The organism is Sphingobacterium sp. ML3W, assembly GCF_029542085.1.
Classification (GTDB): Bacteria; Bacteroidota; Bacteroidia; order Sphingobacteriales; family Sphingobacteriaceae; genus Sphingobacterium.
The window spans coordinates 2,701,563-2,718,523 of the sequence record NZ_CP107036.1 but is presented as its reverse complement, the minus strand read 5'-3'; the positions used below and the strand labels follow the sequence as shown (position 1 = coordinate 2,718,523).

Below are 16,961 nucleotides of genomic sequence, written 5' to 3'. Positions count from 1 at the left end.
GCATGGTATCTGTTGAGAGGAATGGTATAAATTTTAATTCAAATTGTTGTGTATCGAAATATTTCGATTAGATTGACTGTTGCAATTGCATAGACTCTTCAAAATAGTTTTGTATTTTGCATACATAAACTTGATAACGTGACATTCAATCCAAACCGATATACTATAATGCCTTACAGGCGATGTGGAAAAAGTGGTATCCAGCTTCCGGCAATTTCCCTTGGCCTGTGGCAAAATTTTGGTGATATCGATCAGAAAGAAGTGTTTAGGCAGACCCTACGTACGGCTTTTGACAATGGTATCACACATTTTGACCTCGCCAATAATTATGGCCCACCTCCCGGTAGCGCGGAGCGAAATTTTGGCGCTATACTGAGCTCAGATTTTGATGGACATCGGGACGAACTTTTGCTGTCTACCAAAGCGGGATACACCATGTGGGATGGACCCTATGGCGATTGGGGGAGCCGTAAATATTTGATGGCAAGCCTTCATCAGAGCTTAAAACGTCTAAAACTTGACTATATTGATATTTTCTATCATCACAGGCCTGACCCGCAGACACCACTCGAAGAAACGATGGGTGCATTGAGTGATATTGTACGACAGGGGAAAGCCCTCTATGTCGGTTTATCAAACTACCCCGCGGATTTAGCAAAGAAGGCAATTGCTATATTACAGGATCTTAGATGCCCTTGTCTGATCCATCAACCGAAGTACTCGATGTTGGTACGTACCCCAGAGGATGGGTTATTGGAAGTGCTGGACGAGGAAGGGGTGGGCATGATTGCTTTCTCCCCGTTGGCGCAGGGATTACTGACCAATAAATATTTACAAGGTAATATTCCAACAGAGTCTCGGGCCGCAAAAGAACATTTTTTAAAGAGTACTGCAATTACACCCGATCTGATAACAAAATTGTCTGCTTTGAACGAACTGGCATTGCAACGCGGACAATCGCTGGCCCAAATGGCAATTGCATGGTTATTGAAAGACGAACGCCTGACCTCGGTTTTGGTCGGAGCACGAAACAGCGAACAGTTGACTGATTCGTTAAGATCGCTCGACAATTTGAGCTTTAGTACTTCGGAACTCAATCAGATAGCACATATTCTTGCTACAACTTAATTTTTTGCTGGATGGTAAATTTCAACGCCTATGTCGGTCTTTAAAGCCAAACTGGAACTCATAGGAATCAATCCTTTTGTTTTTGTTCCCGATGATGTATTACACCGACTCTTTGAAGAAGCTGGGGTCAACAAGGGATATATACCTATTAAAGGAATGGTAAATGGGAAAGATTACAAACAGACTTTGTTGCGTTATCAGGGAGCATGGCGATTGTATATCAATACGGAGATCTTGCCAAATTCACCTAAACGAATTGGTGAAATCTTGGAATTATCCGTTGTTTTTGATCCGACGGACCGAAGCTTGGTTCCGCACCCCGAACTTGAGCAGGCATTGGCGGAAAATGAAGCCGCCAAAACAGTCTTTGATCGTTTAGCACCATCAAAAAGAAAAGAGATTATCCGTTATATTTCTTTTTTAAAGACCGAGGACAGCCGGCATAAAAATATTGAAAAAGCAATCGGATTTTTGCTTGGTAACAATCGATTTATTGGGCGTGAAAAACCCTGATAAAAAAGATTTATTGAAGGATTAGATCATAAAAAATAGCATGGAAAATACAAAGGTAAGATGGGGGATCATTGGCTGCGGTGATGTGACAGAGAAAAAGAGCGGACCGGCATTCAATAAGGTTAAAGATAGTCAATTACTTGCTGTGATGCGCAGAGACGCTACAAAAGCCGCCGATTATGCTCGGAGACACCAAGTTGCCAATTGGTATTCGAAGGTCGAGGACTTGTTGGACAATCCGGCATTGAATGCTATTTATATTGCGACTCCACCATCTTCGCATTATGACTATGCATTGAAGGCGCTAGAAGCCGGAAAGAATGTTTATGTGGAGAAACCTGTTACATTAAATGCGGATGAAGCCGCATTGTTGTTAGCGGCTGTTAGAAAAACAAGTGGCAAGCTCGTCGTTGCGCATTACCGAAGACAATTACCCTTGTTTCTCAAAGTAAAAGAATTGCTAGAGGCAGGACAGATAGGAGCTATCCGAACCGTTCAACTTCGATTATGGCAGAGCCGGGCGCCGGAATTGGTGACTAAAGGTGCAGCAGACTGGCGTACAGATCCTGCGATATCGGGTGGTGGATATTTTTTTGATCTTGCACCACATCAATTGGATCTAATGCTTTATTTCTTTGGTGCGCCTATTTCTTATAATGGATTTAGCCAAATTCAGGATGCTGCAAGTGATGTTGCTGATCAAACAACTGGTACCATAGTGTTTGAGAATCAGATCATCTTTAACGGGAGCTGGTGTTTTAATATCCGATCAGAAGATAATATAGATAGCTGTGAAATTGTAGGTAGCCAGGGAAAAATCACCTTTTCAATATTTGGCAATTCCATCTTATTAAGATCTGATCAGGGAGAAAAAGAATTCGTATTTGAGCATCCTGAGCATATACAATATCCAATGATCGCGAGTACAGTTGCCTTTTTTGAAGGTAATGGGCCAAATCCTGCTCCGATCGAGGAAGCGCTGACTCTAATGAAAATCATTGATTGTTTTGCTAAGACAAAATAAGTGACTAGGGGTAGGCCAGCAATAGATTTTAACTCTTATAACAGGACAATTCTGAAGAGACGTACTGTTATAAGAGTTCTTTTTAGGTGCCTAAATTTTAAATCTTAGACAAGGCTGTATCGATAAATGATAGTTCATCTCTAGTGAGATTGATTGCTGTAGCTTCTGCATTTGCAATAGCCTGTTCAGCATTTCTGGCGCCTGCCAATACAACAGTGATTGCCGGTTGTAGACTGGTCCAGCGTAACACGAGTTGTGAAACACTGACGCCCTTGTCAGCTGCCACTGGAGTAATGGTATCTAAGAAGGTTTTTACCTTTTTGAGATCAAATTGCTGAAAGTAGCCGTTGCGGTGATCATTGTCTTTCAATTTACCTTCATTAAAGTATTTGCCTGTAAGCAGGCCACGTTCCATCGGGCTGTAAACAATAATGCCCAAATCATGTTGTTGTGCATAAGGTACCAGATCTTGCTCAATACCTCGGTTTAGCATACTGTAACCGACCTGATTGCTCGCGATTTGGATTGAATTCTGAGCTTCCGAGACTTGTTCGACACTATAGTTGCTTACACCCGCTGCACGGATTTTTCCCTGCTGCAAAAGCAGATCTAAGGCTTCCATTGTTTCAGCAATGGCTGTGGTACTGTCTGGCCAATGGATTTGCAATAAGTCTATATAGTCCGTTTGCAGGCGTCTTAGGCTGTCTTCGACTTCTTTGAGCACACTAGCTTTGGAGGCATACTTGTAAACTGGGATAGTTTTGCCCTTTTCCTCAGCATCAAAGAAAAATTCACCTTTACCTTGATTACTTCCGTCCCATACCAACCCAAATTTGGTCAACAACTGAATTTTAGACCTATCGTAACCCTTTATCGCTTCGCCTATCATCTCCTCACTTAAACCGAAGCCGTAGAAAGGAGCTGTATCTAAGGTGGTAACACCATGATCGATGGAAGCCTTAACAGACTCGATGGAGTCTTTTTTCTCATTACCACCCCACATGTTTCCACCAATAGCGAAAGCACCATAGGTAATTGCTGAAAGTTCTAAATCTGTTTTTCCTAATTTTCTGTATTCCATATTTTGTTATTTTAACCTTTGTTACCCGCTGCATATTTTCATCAAATCAAAAAGGAGTGAATTACTCAATATTATTATTTGAGTTTGTGATGCAACAAAGGTAGAATAGTATTTTCTATCATTAAAATAAGTTAAATTGTATTTGTGTATAATTTTAATTATAGTTTGTATTCCTTTTTCACAGGTTGAATTTTATTTCTCTTTGTACATCAGAACAGAAACTAGTAAATTTAAGGGAACCAAAAATGAACTTAGGTACAAGAAGCCGTAAAGAAAATCGAATCCATTGATATAAACAGTATGCGGATAGAACAACAATTTAAACCTGATGCCATCATTATCGGGACTGGTCTAGCGGGATTAACTGCGGCTATGGAAATTACCAATGCTGGAAAGAAGGTGCTTTTACTGGATCAGGAAACCGAAGAAAATATTGGTGGGCAGGCCTTTTGGTCATTTGGAGGTCTATTTCTTATCAATTCACCACAACAACGCCGCATGGGAATCAAAGACTCCCTGGAGCTGGCGCAGCAAGACTGGTTTGGTACCGCAGGTTTTGATCGAACCGAAGATTATTGGCCCCGTCAATGGGCAGAGGCCTATTTGAAATTTGCTGCCAGTGAGAAATACGCCTATGTAACCAAGCTGGGGATTAAATTCATGTTTATGGTAGGCTGGGCCGAGCGCGGAGATGGCAGTGCTTCTGGTCATGGCAATTCGGTTCCCAGATTCCATGTGAGTTGGGGAACTGGAACAGGGGTGGTCAGGCCATTTGTAGAAAAAGCTTATGCTGCCGAAAAAAGCGGACTATTGCAATTTAAATTTAGGCATCGCGTGACGAAGCTACTAACGGAAAATAACACTGTAACTGGAGTATCCGGCGATATTTTAGAAGCTGATGATAAGCAAAGAGGGGTAGCGACCAATAGAAACGTCATCGATACATTTGAATACTATGCTCCAGATGTTATCATTGCTTCAGGGGGGCTTGGAGCCAACCACGAGCTAGTCCGGAAGAATTGGCCTGAACGATTGGGAAAAGCGCCGATACATATGATCTCAGGGGTTCCGGCCTATGTAGATGGACAGATGATCGGTATAGCCGAAGAAGTCGGAGCACACACGATCAATAAAGACCGTATGTGGCATTATACAGAGGGTATTCAGAACTGGAATCCGATTTGGCCCAATCATGGTATCCGTATCCTTCCGGGGCCCTCCTCACTTTGGTTTGATGCAAAAGGAAATAGACTTCCAGCACCATTCTTACCGGGATTTGATACCTTGGGTACCCTAAAACATATACAAGATAGTGGCTATTCATATTCCTGGTTTATTCTCACACAAAAGATCATAAAAAAAGAATTTGCACTTTCTGGATCCGAACAAAACCCAGATATCACCAACAGGGATTATAAACTCTTCCTCAAACGAATTTTTGGTAAAAAGGCCCCCGGCCCAGTTGAAGCATTTAAGGAGAATGGAGTAGATTTTATCGTTTCAGATACATTATCGGAATTGATACGTAAGATGAACCTCCTGTCTGGAGATGAGCTGTTAAATTATGAATCTATTGAATCACTGATCGTAGCAAGAGATCGGGAATTGGATAACAAATTCTCCAAAGATACGCAGGTAAATTATATCCGTAGTACGCGGAAATATCTTGGCGATAGATTAGGCCGGGTTTCACCTCCGCATAAGATATTGGACCCAAAGAATGGACCTTTGATTGCCGTACGGCTCCATGTATTGACGCGTAAGACATTGGGTGGGCTTAAAACCAATCTTGACGCACAGGTCTTGACGATAAACGATGATACTATCGAAGGATTGTATGCCGTTGGTGAGGTGGCAGGTTTTGGAGGCGGTGGTATGCACGGATACAGAGCCCTGGAAGGGACATTTTTGGGTGGTTGTATTTTTTCTGGGATGAAAGCGGGAAAACATATTGCAGGTAAAGCCCATCGCCCATAACCCAATAATTTCTCGTTAATGCTACCAAAACCTTAAAAGATGAAATAGGGATTATCCTTATTTTGCCTAATCTTCAAGATTAAATCTTATATTAGTTATTTCTAGGGAAAGTGCTGCATGAATCGTCTTTACTAAAAAGATAGTAGAGCAAAATCAAAATAAACCAAACTAAACTAAGCAATGAAAAGAAAAGATTTTATCCGTAATGCAGGGATTCTTACTGCCTTAACACTATTTGCCAATACGCGTGTTTTCGGTTTTCAATCAGAACTTATCCGTGTTGGACTGATTGGTGTAAACGGTATGGGCTGGTCCAATCTAAATGCGATATTGAAAGTCCCCGGTGTCCAATGTACAGCACTTTGCGATGTAGATGAAAATATACTCAGCAGCCGAGTGGGGGAATTAAAAAAACGGAATATTACAGTCAAAACCTATATTGATTATAAAGATTTGCTCAAAGCAACTGATGTGGATGTTGTTATCATAGCCACACCAGACCATTGGCATTGCCTACAGATGATAGATGCTGTTGCAGCAGGCAAGGATGTATATGTTGAAAAGCCTATTGGAAATTCCATTCGGGAATGTGAAGTCATGGTTGCCGCTGCGAAAAAATATAATCGTGTTGTACAGGTGGGGCAATGGCAACGTAGTCAACAGCATTTCAGAGATGCCATGGCATTTGTACATGGTGGAAAACTGGGTAAAATCCGTTTGGTCAAGGCTTGGGCTTATCAAGGTTGGATGAAGAGTATTCCTGTGTTGGCAGATGCTGCCGTTCCTGCAGGTGTTCATTATGACAAGTGGCTGGGACCAGCTCCAAAAAGGGCTTTCAATTCCAATCGTTTCCATTTCAACTTTAGGTGGTACTGGGACTATGCGGGTGGCTTGATGACAGATTGGGGAGTCCATATGTTGGATTATGCCTTGATCGGGATGAAGGTTTCTGATCCGGTATCGATTATGGCTGCCGGAGGAAAGTTTGCTTATCCCGATGATGCAGCCGAAACACCGGATAGTTTAACCACAGTGTATGAGTTTGATGGATTCAATGTGCAATGGGAACAGGCAACAGGAATAGATCTTGGTCCTTATCAAAAAACACATGGTGTCGCTTTTATCGGTAATAATGGTACGTTGGTTGTCAATCGTGAAGGCTGGGAGGTTATACCTGAAAAAGGACGTATGGAAGCTGTTGCTTTTCAACCTTCAAAAGATAATGGGCTAGACAAACATATGGTCAATTTTATAACGGCAGTTCGGAATAAATCCAGTGAAGGACTTCATGCACCGATCGAAGCGGGTGCCCATATTGCCATTTTCTCTCAAATGGGAAACATTGCTTATCGCAGCAAGAAAAAATTGTTTTGGGATAAAAATAAGCGAACGTTCAATGATAGGGAGGCAGATCGCTATCTAGCTAAAAGTTATCAAAATGGGTATAGTATGCCTAAGGTATAATGTTGTACCCAGATGTATCAAAAGTTTTTATAGATGAGTTTTAAAAAGATCGTATGGGGGACAGTGATCAGCATATTGTGCACACAAGGGGCCCTTGCGCAACGAATGGAAGAGATGTGGGATGGTGCTGGCGGGAAAAATACTGTTTCAAAAGATAGGGGAAAGCTGTTTCGAGAAGGAAAATATGCCTTATTTGTTCATTGGGGTATCTATTCCCAATTAGCAAATAAATGGCAGGGAAAAACCTATTATGGAATCGGAGAATGGCTTATGAACAAGAGTATGGCGAATATTTCACCTGCGGAATATCAGTTGGCAGCATCTTCCTTTCATCCGGATCACTTTGATGCCAAAGCGATCGTAAAGCTGGCAAAAGATGCTGGAATGCGTTATATCGTTATTACCAGTAAACACCATGACGGATTTTCGATGTTTCATTCGAAAGTGAATCCATTCAATATTGTCGATGCGACGGATTTTAAACGAGATCCTATGATTGAGTTAGCTAAAGCTTGTAAAGAAGGCGGCATCGGTTTTGGATTTTATTATTCTCAAAATCAGGATTGGACATATCCCGGTGGAAACGGTGGACCCAAGATGGATGCACAGGGGAAAGTGAAATCTTTTGACGATTACTTTTGGGAGAAATGCTATCCCGAAGTGCAGCAAATTACAACAGGTTATGGTCCTATTGAACTGGTATGGTTTGATACGCCGGGTGGAATGGATAAAAAATACGCACAGAAGCTTGTTGAACTGGTACACAAGAATCAACCGGGAGCCTATGTGTCAGGAAGGGTAGGGCATGGGCTGGGAGATTATTCTACTCTTGGTGATATGGAAGTACCTAGGGAAAATGTGGATGGCATTTGGGAAACGGTTGATGTGACCAACGATTCCTGGGGTTATGCTTGGTATGACAATAATTGGAAGAGTAGCCAGGAGATATTACAGCGTACACTATCAACTGTCGCACGTGGGGGGACATACATGCTGAATGTAGGTCCAAAACCGGATGGTTCTATTCCGGATCAGGCGGCTTTGGCTCTGCGCAATGCAGGTGCTTGGATCAAGCGTTATCCCGAAACGGTTTATGGTGCGCAAGCATCACCCTGGGGACATGCGCTACCTTGGGGCGATGCCACCGTACAGGGAGATCGTATTTCCTTACTGGTTTATCATTGGCCTGCAGATGGAACCTTATACGTTCCGGGTTTGACCAAGGGTGTTCAGTCCGTTAAACTCCGGGGTTCGAAAGATCAAGAAAAATTGAATTATACACTTGAAAAGGATTGGCTTAAAATTGATATTCCGAAAGTTGCTCCCGAAAAGATGGTATCTGTCATCGAAGTTAAGTTAAACGGTACACCTCAGGTCGAAAAAATGCTGGGGGTTGATCCAGCACTGGAAACCGTTATCCCAGTTGATTTTGGAGAGGTGGAGAGCTGTACTAAAGAAGGGAAATCCTGGGTGGAGAAATTTGGCGAATGGAAGCATGTTGTTCAGGTCAGTAAATGGACAGAAAAAAGTAAGTTCTCCTATGAAATAGCTGTCAAAAAGCCTGGTTATTATCAGGTAGATATGAATTATGCAGGCGAAGGAAGGATGGTATGGCGTATTGAAAACTCAGCGGGCGAGGTTGTTCAAAACCAACAAGAGTCGGCGCATGTCTATAACTGGTATCCCTGGGGCTGGATGAAATTTGAAAATGCCGGACGATATAAAATAACTGTTTCGTTGATCGAAGGTGATGGTGATAAAGCGAGTCTGACTGCGCTTCGGTTTAAATATGTGGAATAGGAAAGGGGGGATTTGCGAAGATGGGTATTACTTTCGGTACTTACTCGTCAAAAACCGGATTAGTCCGGCCATCGCTTTAAAGGCAAGTAAGCCTAGGCCTGTACCCAAAATAATCCCTAGGACGAGGCCGATTAGCATAGCCATGTTATTGCTGCTCCAGTCATAAACTGCATTTAGGAAAATGCAAAATATAACGGAAACAATACTGCTGCCCAATATGGCTGAGGAAAGAAATAGGGTTTTGAAACCTTTGGTTATTGACCGCTGTTGTAATCCGACGATAACAGATGTTGAAATAATGCCGGCACTAATGAGTAGGACGATTGTTATGATAAAAAGTAAGCCAAGAAGGATGCTTATCACCGCGAGTGCCAGAAAGACAAGTGAGCCCATGAGGAGCAAGGTTGCTATAAAATCATCGTCGTTACGGAAAGAGTCTATTAAATAGAAATAATCGGATAGCTGTTGAAATAGTAATGTATAAAACAATTCTTGCATTATAATAATTTAGTTAATCTTGTGGCTTTATTCGTGTTTTAACCAAATTACCTGTTTATCTTAATATTTGAAAGCCTGTTGTTTTATTTATTTTCTTCTTGATTTAATTCTTCTGTAAGTTTTCAAGGATTTCTTCTATTATCGAGCCCGCTATGCTGCTCTAATTTATCTTACTGCATAATCAGATTAATTTTCTCAATAGAGTCTTCGTTTTCAAGGAAATCAATATAGGGGATCAGAGGCTCGATATCCCCTTTGTCCATTGTTTCTATATCATCAAATAAAGCCTCTACAAATTCGTTACAGAAGGATTTACCAAAACTGTAGTCTCTGATTCTTGCTAAATCATCATAATTGATCTCCGTTGCGTTTAGATTCAGCACTTCTTCAGGAATCTCATAGTCACCATCAGCTGGATAGCCGATATATCTGAACATTCTTTCTTTCCATACCCGAAATAGAATCTGATGTGAGACATGGTTTCCGAAGTATTTAAATACCTGAGAGAGAAGCTCAGTTGCCGTTTCTTTTTCGAAGGTGCCCGAAATGCTTTTGTCAAGTAGTTCGGCATAAGCCAAGAAAATGGAACAGTCGAACCGGAAATCAAAGTGAGAAGTCAACATAGAAACTACATTGTCTTTGCCCTGGGTTCGTAGTAATTGTCTTGCTGCTAATGAGGTGAGGTTGTGCTTTTGCTCGTGGCCGTGGTTATCGGGGATGAGTACGGTATGATCCTTGTCCAGAAGGGAGATAACGAATTTCCAATCTTCAGGCCTTTTGAGGATTTTACAGTTGTGGGCTAAGTAACCGTTCCGCTTGGGATCCGATTTCTTGTCTCCGACAATTACCTCACCAGGCTGGATAATATGCTCTGGAGGGATTTTAAACCTGCGTATATGCACAAAGAGTTCTTCTCCGGAAGGTAACGCAAGGGTACCAAATCCTTTGTTATTGTCGAACCATTTGACAGCGCCGATAAACATGGCTGGTGTTGAGTTTTGTTTCAATGCTATAAAGGTAATGAAAAATATTTATTATGCATTGAAAATTAAATATTTGCGATTATCCGATGAATAAAGAGATTTTTTTAATGCATTAGTTCTTTTGAGATGATTTTTCTGGTTGTTAAGATACAACGAAAACAAGTCAGTTGAAGTAATTTATAGATATATAGCCCATTGATCCATGACTGAAATTCATATTTGCCAATAATTATTTATGTATTTTTCTTTAGTGTATAATTAATGCGGTTTTGAAAAATGTATTATTATGAATAATTTCATAAATAATAAACTCATCATTTTACTATGCATTATCAAGCCGTATATCAGAAGATAGATTATAAACGCTATCAATTTTTAAGACAACAGTCCGGGTTATCTCCAAAAACGGACGAAGCTGCACGTCTAGGAATGGAAAATTCCTTATGCTGTGTGGCTATTTTGGATGGGGACAACGACAATGAAATAGTAGGTATGGGTAGGATCGTTGGCGATGGTGCTTGCCATTGCCAGGTCGTTGACATCTGTGTGCTCCCCGAACATCAGAAAAAAGGGCTTGGAAAACTGATTATGCAGAAACTTGATGAATACATGGATTCGAACCTGCCAGATAGCTGCTATGTCAGTCTGATCGCTGATGGTTCTGCTTTCCAGCTCTATGCGCAATATGGTTTTAAGGAAGTGTGGCCTGCATCAAGAGGTATGGGTAGAAAGTTTTAAAATGAATAGGCTATTATGCATCGTATAATTGCGAAATCTATCCTCAATAAGACAAAACGAAGAGATCCTTGGTTTCTTGATGATTATACGTTGAATCCCTACAGTGGTTGCTCTTTTAATTGTTTGTATTGTTATATCCGGGGAAGTAAGTACGGAATCAACATGGCTGAAAAGCTGAGTATGAAGGGCAATGCTGTCGAATTGCTGGAAAAGCAGTTGGCATTACGTGCGCGTAAAAAACAATATGGAATTATTGTCCTTTCTTCTGTAACGGATCCTTATCTGCAAATGGAACAGACCGAATTGCTTACCAGACAGTCATTGGAAGTCATCCTGCACTATCGTTTTCCGGTGCATATTATTACGAAGTCGGACTTAGTTACCCGAGATTTTGATTTGTTGAAACGGATTGATGCAGAAGCAATACTTCCTAAAGATCTTCAGTCGAGATTAGAACATAAGGCTTTTGTTACCTTTTCATTTTCGACTATAGATGATCGTGTCGCCCAGATTTTTGAGCCCGGAGCCCCATTGCCCTCACTACGATTGGAAGCATTAAGGCAAGCGCGTGAACACGGACTCCATAGTGGAGTCAGTCTGATGCCACTGTTGCCCTATATATCGGATACTGGAGCGAGCCTGGAACTGCTATTTCAGACTTTTCAGGCTATTGGTGCCAGCTATATTTTTCCTGCCACCCTTGCTTTATATGGGAGTGATCCAGCGGATAATAGAGCCTTGGTCATGCGTGCTATTGAAAAGCATTATCCGCATCTAATACAAAAGTATCAGCGTTTATTTGGCGCAGATGGTAAATTACCAGTTTACTATCGTCACGCTTTTACAGATAAGGCTAAAACGTTGTGTTCACAATATGGGTTGCGGGATAGTCTTTTGTGTTGATCGCTTTATTACAGTTTGCTCCCCATTTTGCTGAGTCCCATTATTATAGTTACAATGTATTTAATATGTCACGAAGTTGATTGATCTGAAAATTGGATCGGACAACCTTGTTTTCCTTTGTATTGACAATAACATAGCGTGGAAATGAATATATACCCAATTCCTTTCGAAGGTTGGTGTAATCCCTATCTTGGAATATGTAGTTTTCATAGGTATACACATGTTTTTCTAAATACTGCTTCCAGCTTGCAAATTTGTCATTAACAGCTATACCTACAAATTTAAATTTTCCGTTATCTTTATACGCATTAACGATACGCTGTAGCTCAGGGTGCTGAGCTATACATGGGCCGCACCATGTGCCCCAAAAATCAATGATTAGGTAATCGGTACTGTTGTAAAGCTCCTTAATATATTTTGATTGTCCGCTTGCATTTGTTATGAGAAAACTAGGGACAATCACATTTTCTTTCGGTTCATATAATGCAACCATACCCTGATATTTTTTTAGGACTCGTTCGCTATCGAAATATGGTGAGTTTTCTTTCTTCAATAACTGAATAAGCTGATAAATCGAATCTTTATTTTGGAATACAGTACTAGAGTTGTAAAAAGAGAAGCCAGGGTTTTCTAGGAGAAATATGAGATGCTCTTCACTGAGCTTATTTGCCGGATAGCTTGCGAAAACTTGTAAGAATTGTATTATTCTATTGTTGTCACTTACGACCTGTTCGCTCATAGCTGGAATATGGGTTAAATCGAGACTCTTTGCGATGGTTTCAAATTCAATAAATTGCTTGTTCAAATCGCTTCCATATACTTTTAAGTGATGTGTCTTTATATCTATATCCATCGTTAGATCACTAGAATCTATAATAAGAGAATAAAAAAAGTTTGGTGGAAAAATTTGATGTCTACGGAAAAAACCGGAGAAATCCTCTCGGTTTGTGAATGCGCTGTCTGATAGAGCTAATTGCGCAAAATTGAAATGCCCTTTATCAAGAATCTTGTTTATGACAAACTCACCAGTTCCATTTTTAATTTCCGTTTTGAAGACATGTTCATCCATCAATACGTAGCCATATACTGGTAAGGTATCAGTATAGACTTTAAATTTTAACCGGATGTTTTGGCTATAGCCATTGCTGATTGCCAAAAAGGTGAGGATGAAAACGAAAATAGGCCTGCTCATAATTAAATGTTTATTCTAAATTAATAAAAATATTTGATTAACTACCTATGGTTAATCTTTTTAATTGTTTCATCTTTATTTGTTTTTCATTTGTATTTGCTTCTTTTTGTGTTAAATATGTTACATTTTGTTTTGGGTATCATGAGTTGATCTATTGTTTTTGTTGATATAGTTTATAGTGTTGTTTTTCAGTTTGTTATGATTTTTAACGAGCATTATTAGGTAAATTTTATACAAGAAAATAAAAACAGTGGAGTTTATTTGTGTTAAAAATGCATTATCTTAACATTGACTTAACCAGTTATAGTTTAATTGTTTAGTAATACTTTATTAATAATTTACAAATATTAAATAACCTTTCTTTGTAACCGAAGAAAAACAAAACCAAAACCATGAAAACGAAACACGTATTACTTCCGGTAATGCTCGGGATGTCCCTGAGCGGCTGGGCGAAGGGATATCCCGTCTTTCTGACAGCAACACCTGACGTTGAAATTCCCTCTAAATTACAAGAATCTATCCAGGGGCTTGTGAAGAATGTTGCTGGTGAGCCGATTGCTGGAGCTTCAATATTAAACACATCCACCGGGAAATCTACCCAAACAGACGCCAGTGGTGCTTTTATTATTCAAGGGAAAATTGGACAACTGTTGAAAATATCAATAGTTGGATTTGAAACGCAGCAATTAAAAATCGAATCAACAGCATTGACGATTAAAATGGTATCTACGGATCAATCACTCGATGAAGTTATTGTTGTGGGCTATGGTAAACAAAAGAAAGTTAATCTGACCGGAGCGGTAACACAAATTGACTCAAAGGTACTTGAAAATCGACCTGTTGCCAATGCTACGCAAGCCTTGCAGGGAGCAATCCCCAATTTAAACATTACGTTTACAAATGGAAGACCCGGTGGTGAAGGAAATGTAAATATCCGTGGTTTCGCTTCGATCAATTCTGCTAATGCACAGCCACTTATTCTTATTGATGGGGTGCCAGGTAGTATTAATACCATCAATCCCAGAGACATCGAATCAATTTCTGTCCTAAAAGATGCGTCCGCTGCAGCTATTTATGGTGCAAGAGGGGCTTTCGGCGTAATGTTGGTGACAACCAAAAGAGGAAAGGCCGGTAAAATGAATATCAATTATAGTAATAATTTCGGTTGGTCTGGACTCACGGTCAGAACCGATTTTATGACAAGTGGATACGATGCCGCTAGATTGAATGATGAGGCTTTCATCCGGGCTACCGGTAATAGCTATACCGGCTATACTGAAGAGGATTATGCGGAATTATTGAAAAGAAAAACAGACCCTTCCTTACCTTCAGTCGTGATCCAAAATAGAAATGGAAAGGATCAATATGTGTACTATGGAAATACAGACTGGTGGAACGAAATGTACCGTAAGACGCAGGCGTCGATGGAACATTCTTTAAACTTTTCTGGAGGGACCGAAAAAATTGATTACTATATCTCGGGGCGTCTTTACGAGAAAGGTGGATTGATGAAAATCAATCAGGATAAATTTGATGGCTACAACGTAAGATCACGGATAAATGCGCAGGTTACGCCCTGGTTAAAAGTTGGAGCTAATACACAGCTTAATTATCAAAACTATACCTATCCAGGTTGGGCTACCAATCCGGACAACAATAACAACTTTATTTCGACTACCGTACATGCATTACCGTCTTATGTGCCAATGAACCCAGATGGTACTGCAACGTATAGAACGGAACTTAATAATTACAACATTGGCGATGGAATATACGCAGACTTATTACATGGGAAATCAAAAGGAGGGGAGGATAAATATGAATTTATCAATATGTTTGAAGCTATATTTCAGTTGACAAGGGATTTAACAGTTACGGGGAACTATACCTTCACTTATAATCCGATTCATAATTGGAATAGAAGAACTACGGCTCCCTGGTCGGTTTTTCCTGGTGTAATCAATTATCTAGGCAACGATACCTATACCGAAACCGTTATCAACAAGCCTAAGCATTCACTGAATCTTTTTGCAAATTACAATAAGCAATTGGGGGATCATCAGATTGGTGCTACAGTAGGCTTTAACCAGGAAACTACCGGTTATAAACGTATTGGCGGGACACACAACAACTTGTTGTCAGAAGATCTGAATGATTTTGCTTTAGGAACAGGGCAAATGCAATTGCTTGGAAATGCAAATACTTGGGCATTGCGCGGTTTTTTCGGAAGGTTGAATTATAATTATAAAGGGAAGTATCTACTGGAAGTTAATGGTCGTTACGATGGAACCTCTAAGTTTCCCTCGAATCAGCGTTACGGATTCTTTCCATCTTTTTCCGGTGGCTGGCGTTTATCGGAAGAGGCGTTTATGGAGCGTCTGAAACCGGTTTTAAACGAAGCAAAATTTAGGGGGTCTTATGGCGCGCTTGGAAATGCGCAGGAAGCAACGGAATATGGTTATATCCAATTGCTAAATGCAGGATTGTCCAACTATATAACCAATGGTGCAAAGACCCAGTATTTAAGTGCACCTACTCCGATTTCGTCAGATTTGACATGGGAGCGAACAAATACATTGAATTTCGGTACGGATCTGGAGTTTTTTAAAAGTAAATTAACGGTCTCCGCAGACTATTTTATCCGAAATACGTTGGACATGTTAATTCCTGGCAAAACATTGCCAGCTGTATATGGTTCAGCTTCACCAAAGACCAATGCGGGAGACTTAAGGAATAAAGGCTGGGAACTTGCTGTGGCCTGGCGAGATCAACTTGAATTGAATGGAAAACCTTTTGGATATAATATTGGGATTGGTCTGTCGGATTCCAAAGCAAAGATCACGCGTTTTGATAACAAGGAAATGCTGTTGAGTAATTATTATGTAGGTCAGACATTGGGTGAAATTTGGGGGTATCAAACAGATGGCCTCTTCCAGTCCCAATCAGAAATTGATAATTGGAAGGTTAATCAGGATTATGTTGATAAACAACGGCTAGCAGCTCCTGGAGACTGGTCAAAATTACGTCCTGGAGATCTAAGGTTCGTTGATATTGGAGGTAAAGACGGTGTTCCGGATGGAAAAGTTGATGCGGGCGATAATACCCTGATGAATCCTGGAGATCAGGTGGTTATAGGGAATAGTAGAGCGCGCTATAATTTTGGTTTTAACCTCGGTGCAAATTGGCAAGGTTTTGATGTGTCGGCATTCTTTCAGGGGATTGGCAGACAACATTGGTGGCCTGGCGCGAATGCGGACAAATTCTGGGGCCCTTATTCCAGACCATATTACTCTTTTGTACCTAAAGACTTTGAAAATGATGTATGGACGCCTGAGAACACGGATGCTTACTTCCCATTGTTGAGAGGCTATATCGCTTTGAATGATCGCGGGTCTCTAAATGTAAAATCAGATCGTTATTTGCAGGATTTAGCTTATATACGCCTAAAGAATTTAACGGTAGGGTATACGATGCCTCAGGCTTGGTTGAAGCGTGTGAAATTGGCCAATGCACGAATCTATGTCTCAGGGGAAAATATCTGGACTGCAACGAAGCTCCGTTCCAAATATATAGATCCTGAACAATCTGCACAGGAAGCAAATGGAAGATCCTATCCTGTCTCTAAAACATTTTCTTTTGGTCTAGATTTAACTTTTTAAT

13 protein-coding genes are annotated in these 16,961 nt (G+C 40.5%); 9 read left to right on the top strand and 4 right to left on the bottom strand.

Annotated features, from left to right (window positions below; translation table 11 throughout):
- The first annotated feature begins 168 nt into the window (after positions 1 to 168).
- Genes OGI71_RS11740 through OGI71_RS11730 form a run of 3 tightly spaced genes read left to right on the top strand, consistent with a single transcriptional unit; the run spans position 169 to position 2,665 of the window.
- Positions 169 to 1,128, top strand: coding sequence for an aldo/keto reductase (locus tag OGI71_RS11740; RefSeq protein ID WP_282255642.1), 960 nt, complete (start codon positions 169 to 171; stop codon positions 1,126 to 1,128).
- Between the two features lie 30 nt (positions 1,129 to 1,158).
- Positions 1,159 to 1,641, top strand: coding sequence for a YdeI/OmpD-associated family protein (locus OGI71_RS11735; RefSeq protein ID WP_282255641.1), 483 nt, complete (start codon positions 1,159 to 1,161; stop codon positions 1,639 to 1,641).
- A 40-nt stretch (positions 1,642 to 1,681) separates the two neighbouring features.
- Complete coding sequence (locus OGI71_RS11730) at positions 1,682 to 2,665, top strand: Gfo/Idh/MocA family oxidoreductase (RefSeq protein ID WP_282255640.1); 984 nt, start codon at positions 1,682 to 1,684, stop codon at positions 2,663 to 2,665.
- Positions 2,666 to 2,762: 97 nt separating this feature from the next.
- Here OGI71_RS11730 and OGI71_RS11725 read toward each other — a convergent pair whose 3' ends face one another.
- Positions 2,763 to 3,746 carry an aldo/keto reductase gene (locus OGI71_RS11725; protein ID WP_282255639.1) on the bottom strand — a complete coding sequence of 328 codons (984 nt, stop codon included), beginning with the start codon at positions 3,744 to 3,746 and terminating at the stop codon, positions 2,763 to 2,765.
- Positions 3,747 to 4,046: 300 nt separating this feature from the next.
- Between OGI71_RS11725 and OGI71_RS11720 the strand changes: the two genes are divergently transcribed.
- From OGI71_RS11720 to OGI71_RS11710, 3 genes are all read left to right on the top strand, one after another.
- Complete coding sequence (locus OGI71_RS11720; protein WP_282255638.1) at positions 4,047 to 5,723, top strand: FAD-binding dehydrogenase; 1,677 nt, start codon at positions 4,047 to 4,049, stop codon at positions 5,721 to 5,723.
- Between the two features lie 180 nt (positions 5,724 to 5,903).
- Entirely contained in the window at positions 5,904 to 7,187 is a 1,284-nt protein-coding gene (locus OGI71_RS11715; protein WP_282255637.1) for a Gfo/Idh/MocA family oxidoreductase, read from the top strand.
- A 33-nt stretch (positions 7,188 to 7,220) separates the two neighbouring features.
- Positions 7,221 to 8,987 (top strand): alpha-L-fucosidase, encoded by a 1,767-nt coding sequence (locus OGI71_RS11710; RefSeq protein WP_282255635.1) that lies wholly within the window; start codon positions 7,221 to 7,223, stop codon positions 8,985 to 8,987.
- A gap of 27 nt (positions 8,988 to 9,014) precedes the next feature.
- Here OGI71_RS11710 and OGI71_RS11705 read toward each other — a convergent pair whose 3' ends face one another.
- The gene (locus tag OGI71_RS11705) at positions 9,015 to 9,485 is read right to left on the bottom strand and encodes a hypothetical protein (protein WP_282255634.1); all 471 of its coding nucleotides are present in this window, start codon (positions 9,483 to 9,485) and stop codon (positions 9,015 to 9,017) included.
- 170 nt (positions 9,486 to 9,655) lie between these two features.
- Positions 9,656 to 10,492 carry a cold shock domain-containing protein gene (locus OGI71_RS11700; RefSeq protein ID WP_282255633.1) on the bottom strand — a complete coding sequence of 279 codons (837 nt, stop codon included), beginning with the start codon at positions 10,490 to 10,492 and terminating at the stop codon, positions 9,656 to 9,658.
- A 300-nt stretch (positions 10,493 to 10,792) separates the two neighbouring features.
- Here OGI71_RS11700 and OGI71_RS11695 point away from each other — a divergent pair, with 300 nt between their 5' ends.
- Together OGI71_RS11695 and OGI71_RS11690 are read left to right on the top strand one after the other, a co-directional pair.
- The gene (locus OGI71_RS11695; protein ID WP_282255632.1) at positions 10,793 to 11,206 is read left to right on the top strand and encodes a GNAT family N-acetyltransferase; all 414 of its coding nucleotides are present in this window, start codon (positions 10,793 to 10,795) and stop codon (positions 11,204 to 11,206) included.
- A gap of 15 nt (positions 11,207 to 11,221) precedes the next feature.
- Positions 11,222 to 12,109, top strand: coding sequence for a radical SAM protein (locus OGI71_RS11690; RefSeq protein ID WP_282255631.1), 888 nt, complete (start codon positions 11,222 to 11,224; stop codon positions 12,107 to 12,109).
- 49 nt (positions 12,110 to 12,158) lie between these two features.
- Here OGI71_RS11690 and OGI71_RS11685 read toward each other — a convergent pair whose 3' ends face one another.
- Positions 12,159 to 13,301 (bottom strand): TlpA disulfide reductase family protein, encoded by a 1,143-nt coding sequence (locus OGI71_RS11685; RefSeq protein ID WP_282255630.1) that lies wholly within the window; start codon positions 13,299 to 13,301, stop codon positions 12,159 to 12,161.
- A 392-nt stretch (positions 13,302 to 13,693) separates the two neighbouring features.
- On the opposite strand from OGI71_RS11685, the gene OGI71_RS11680 reads away from it, so the two are divergent.
- Entirely contained in the window at positions 13,694 to 16,960 is a 3,267-nt protein-coding gene (locus OGI71_RS11680; RefSeq protein ID WP_282255629.1) for a TonB-dependent receptor, read from the top strand.
- Position 16,961 lies beyond the last annotated feature (1 nt).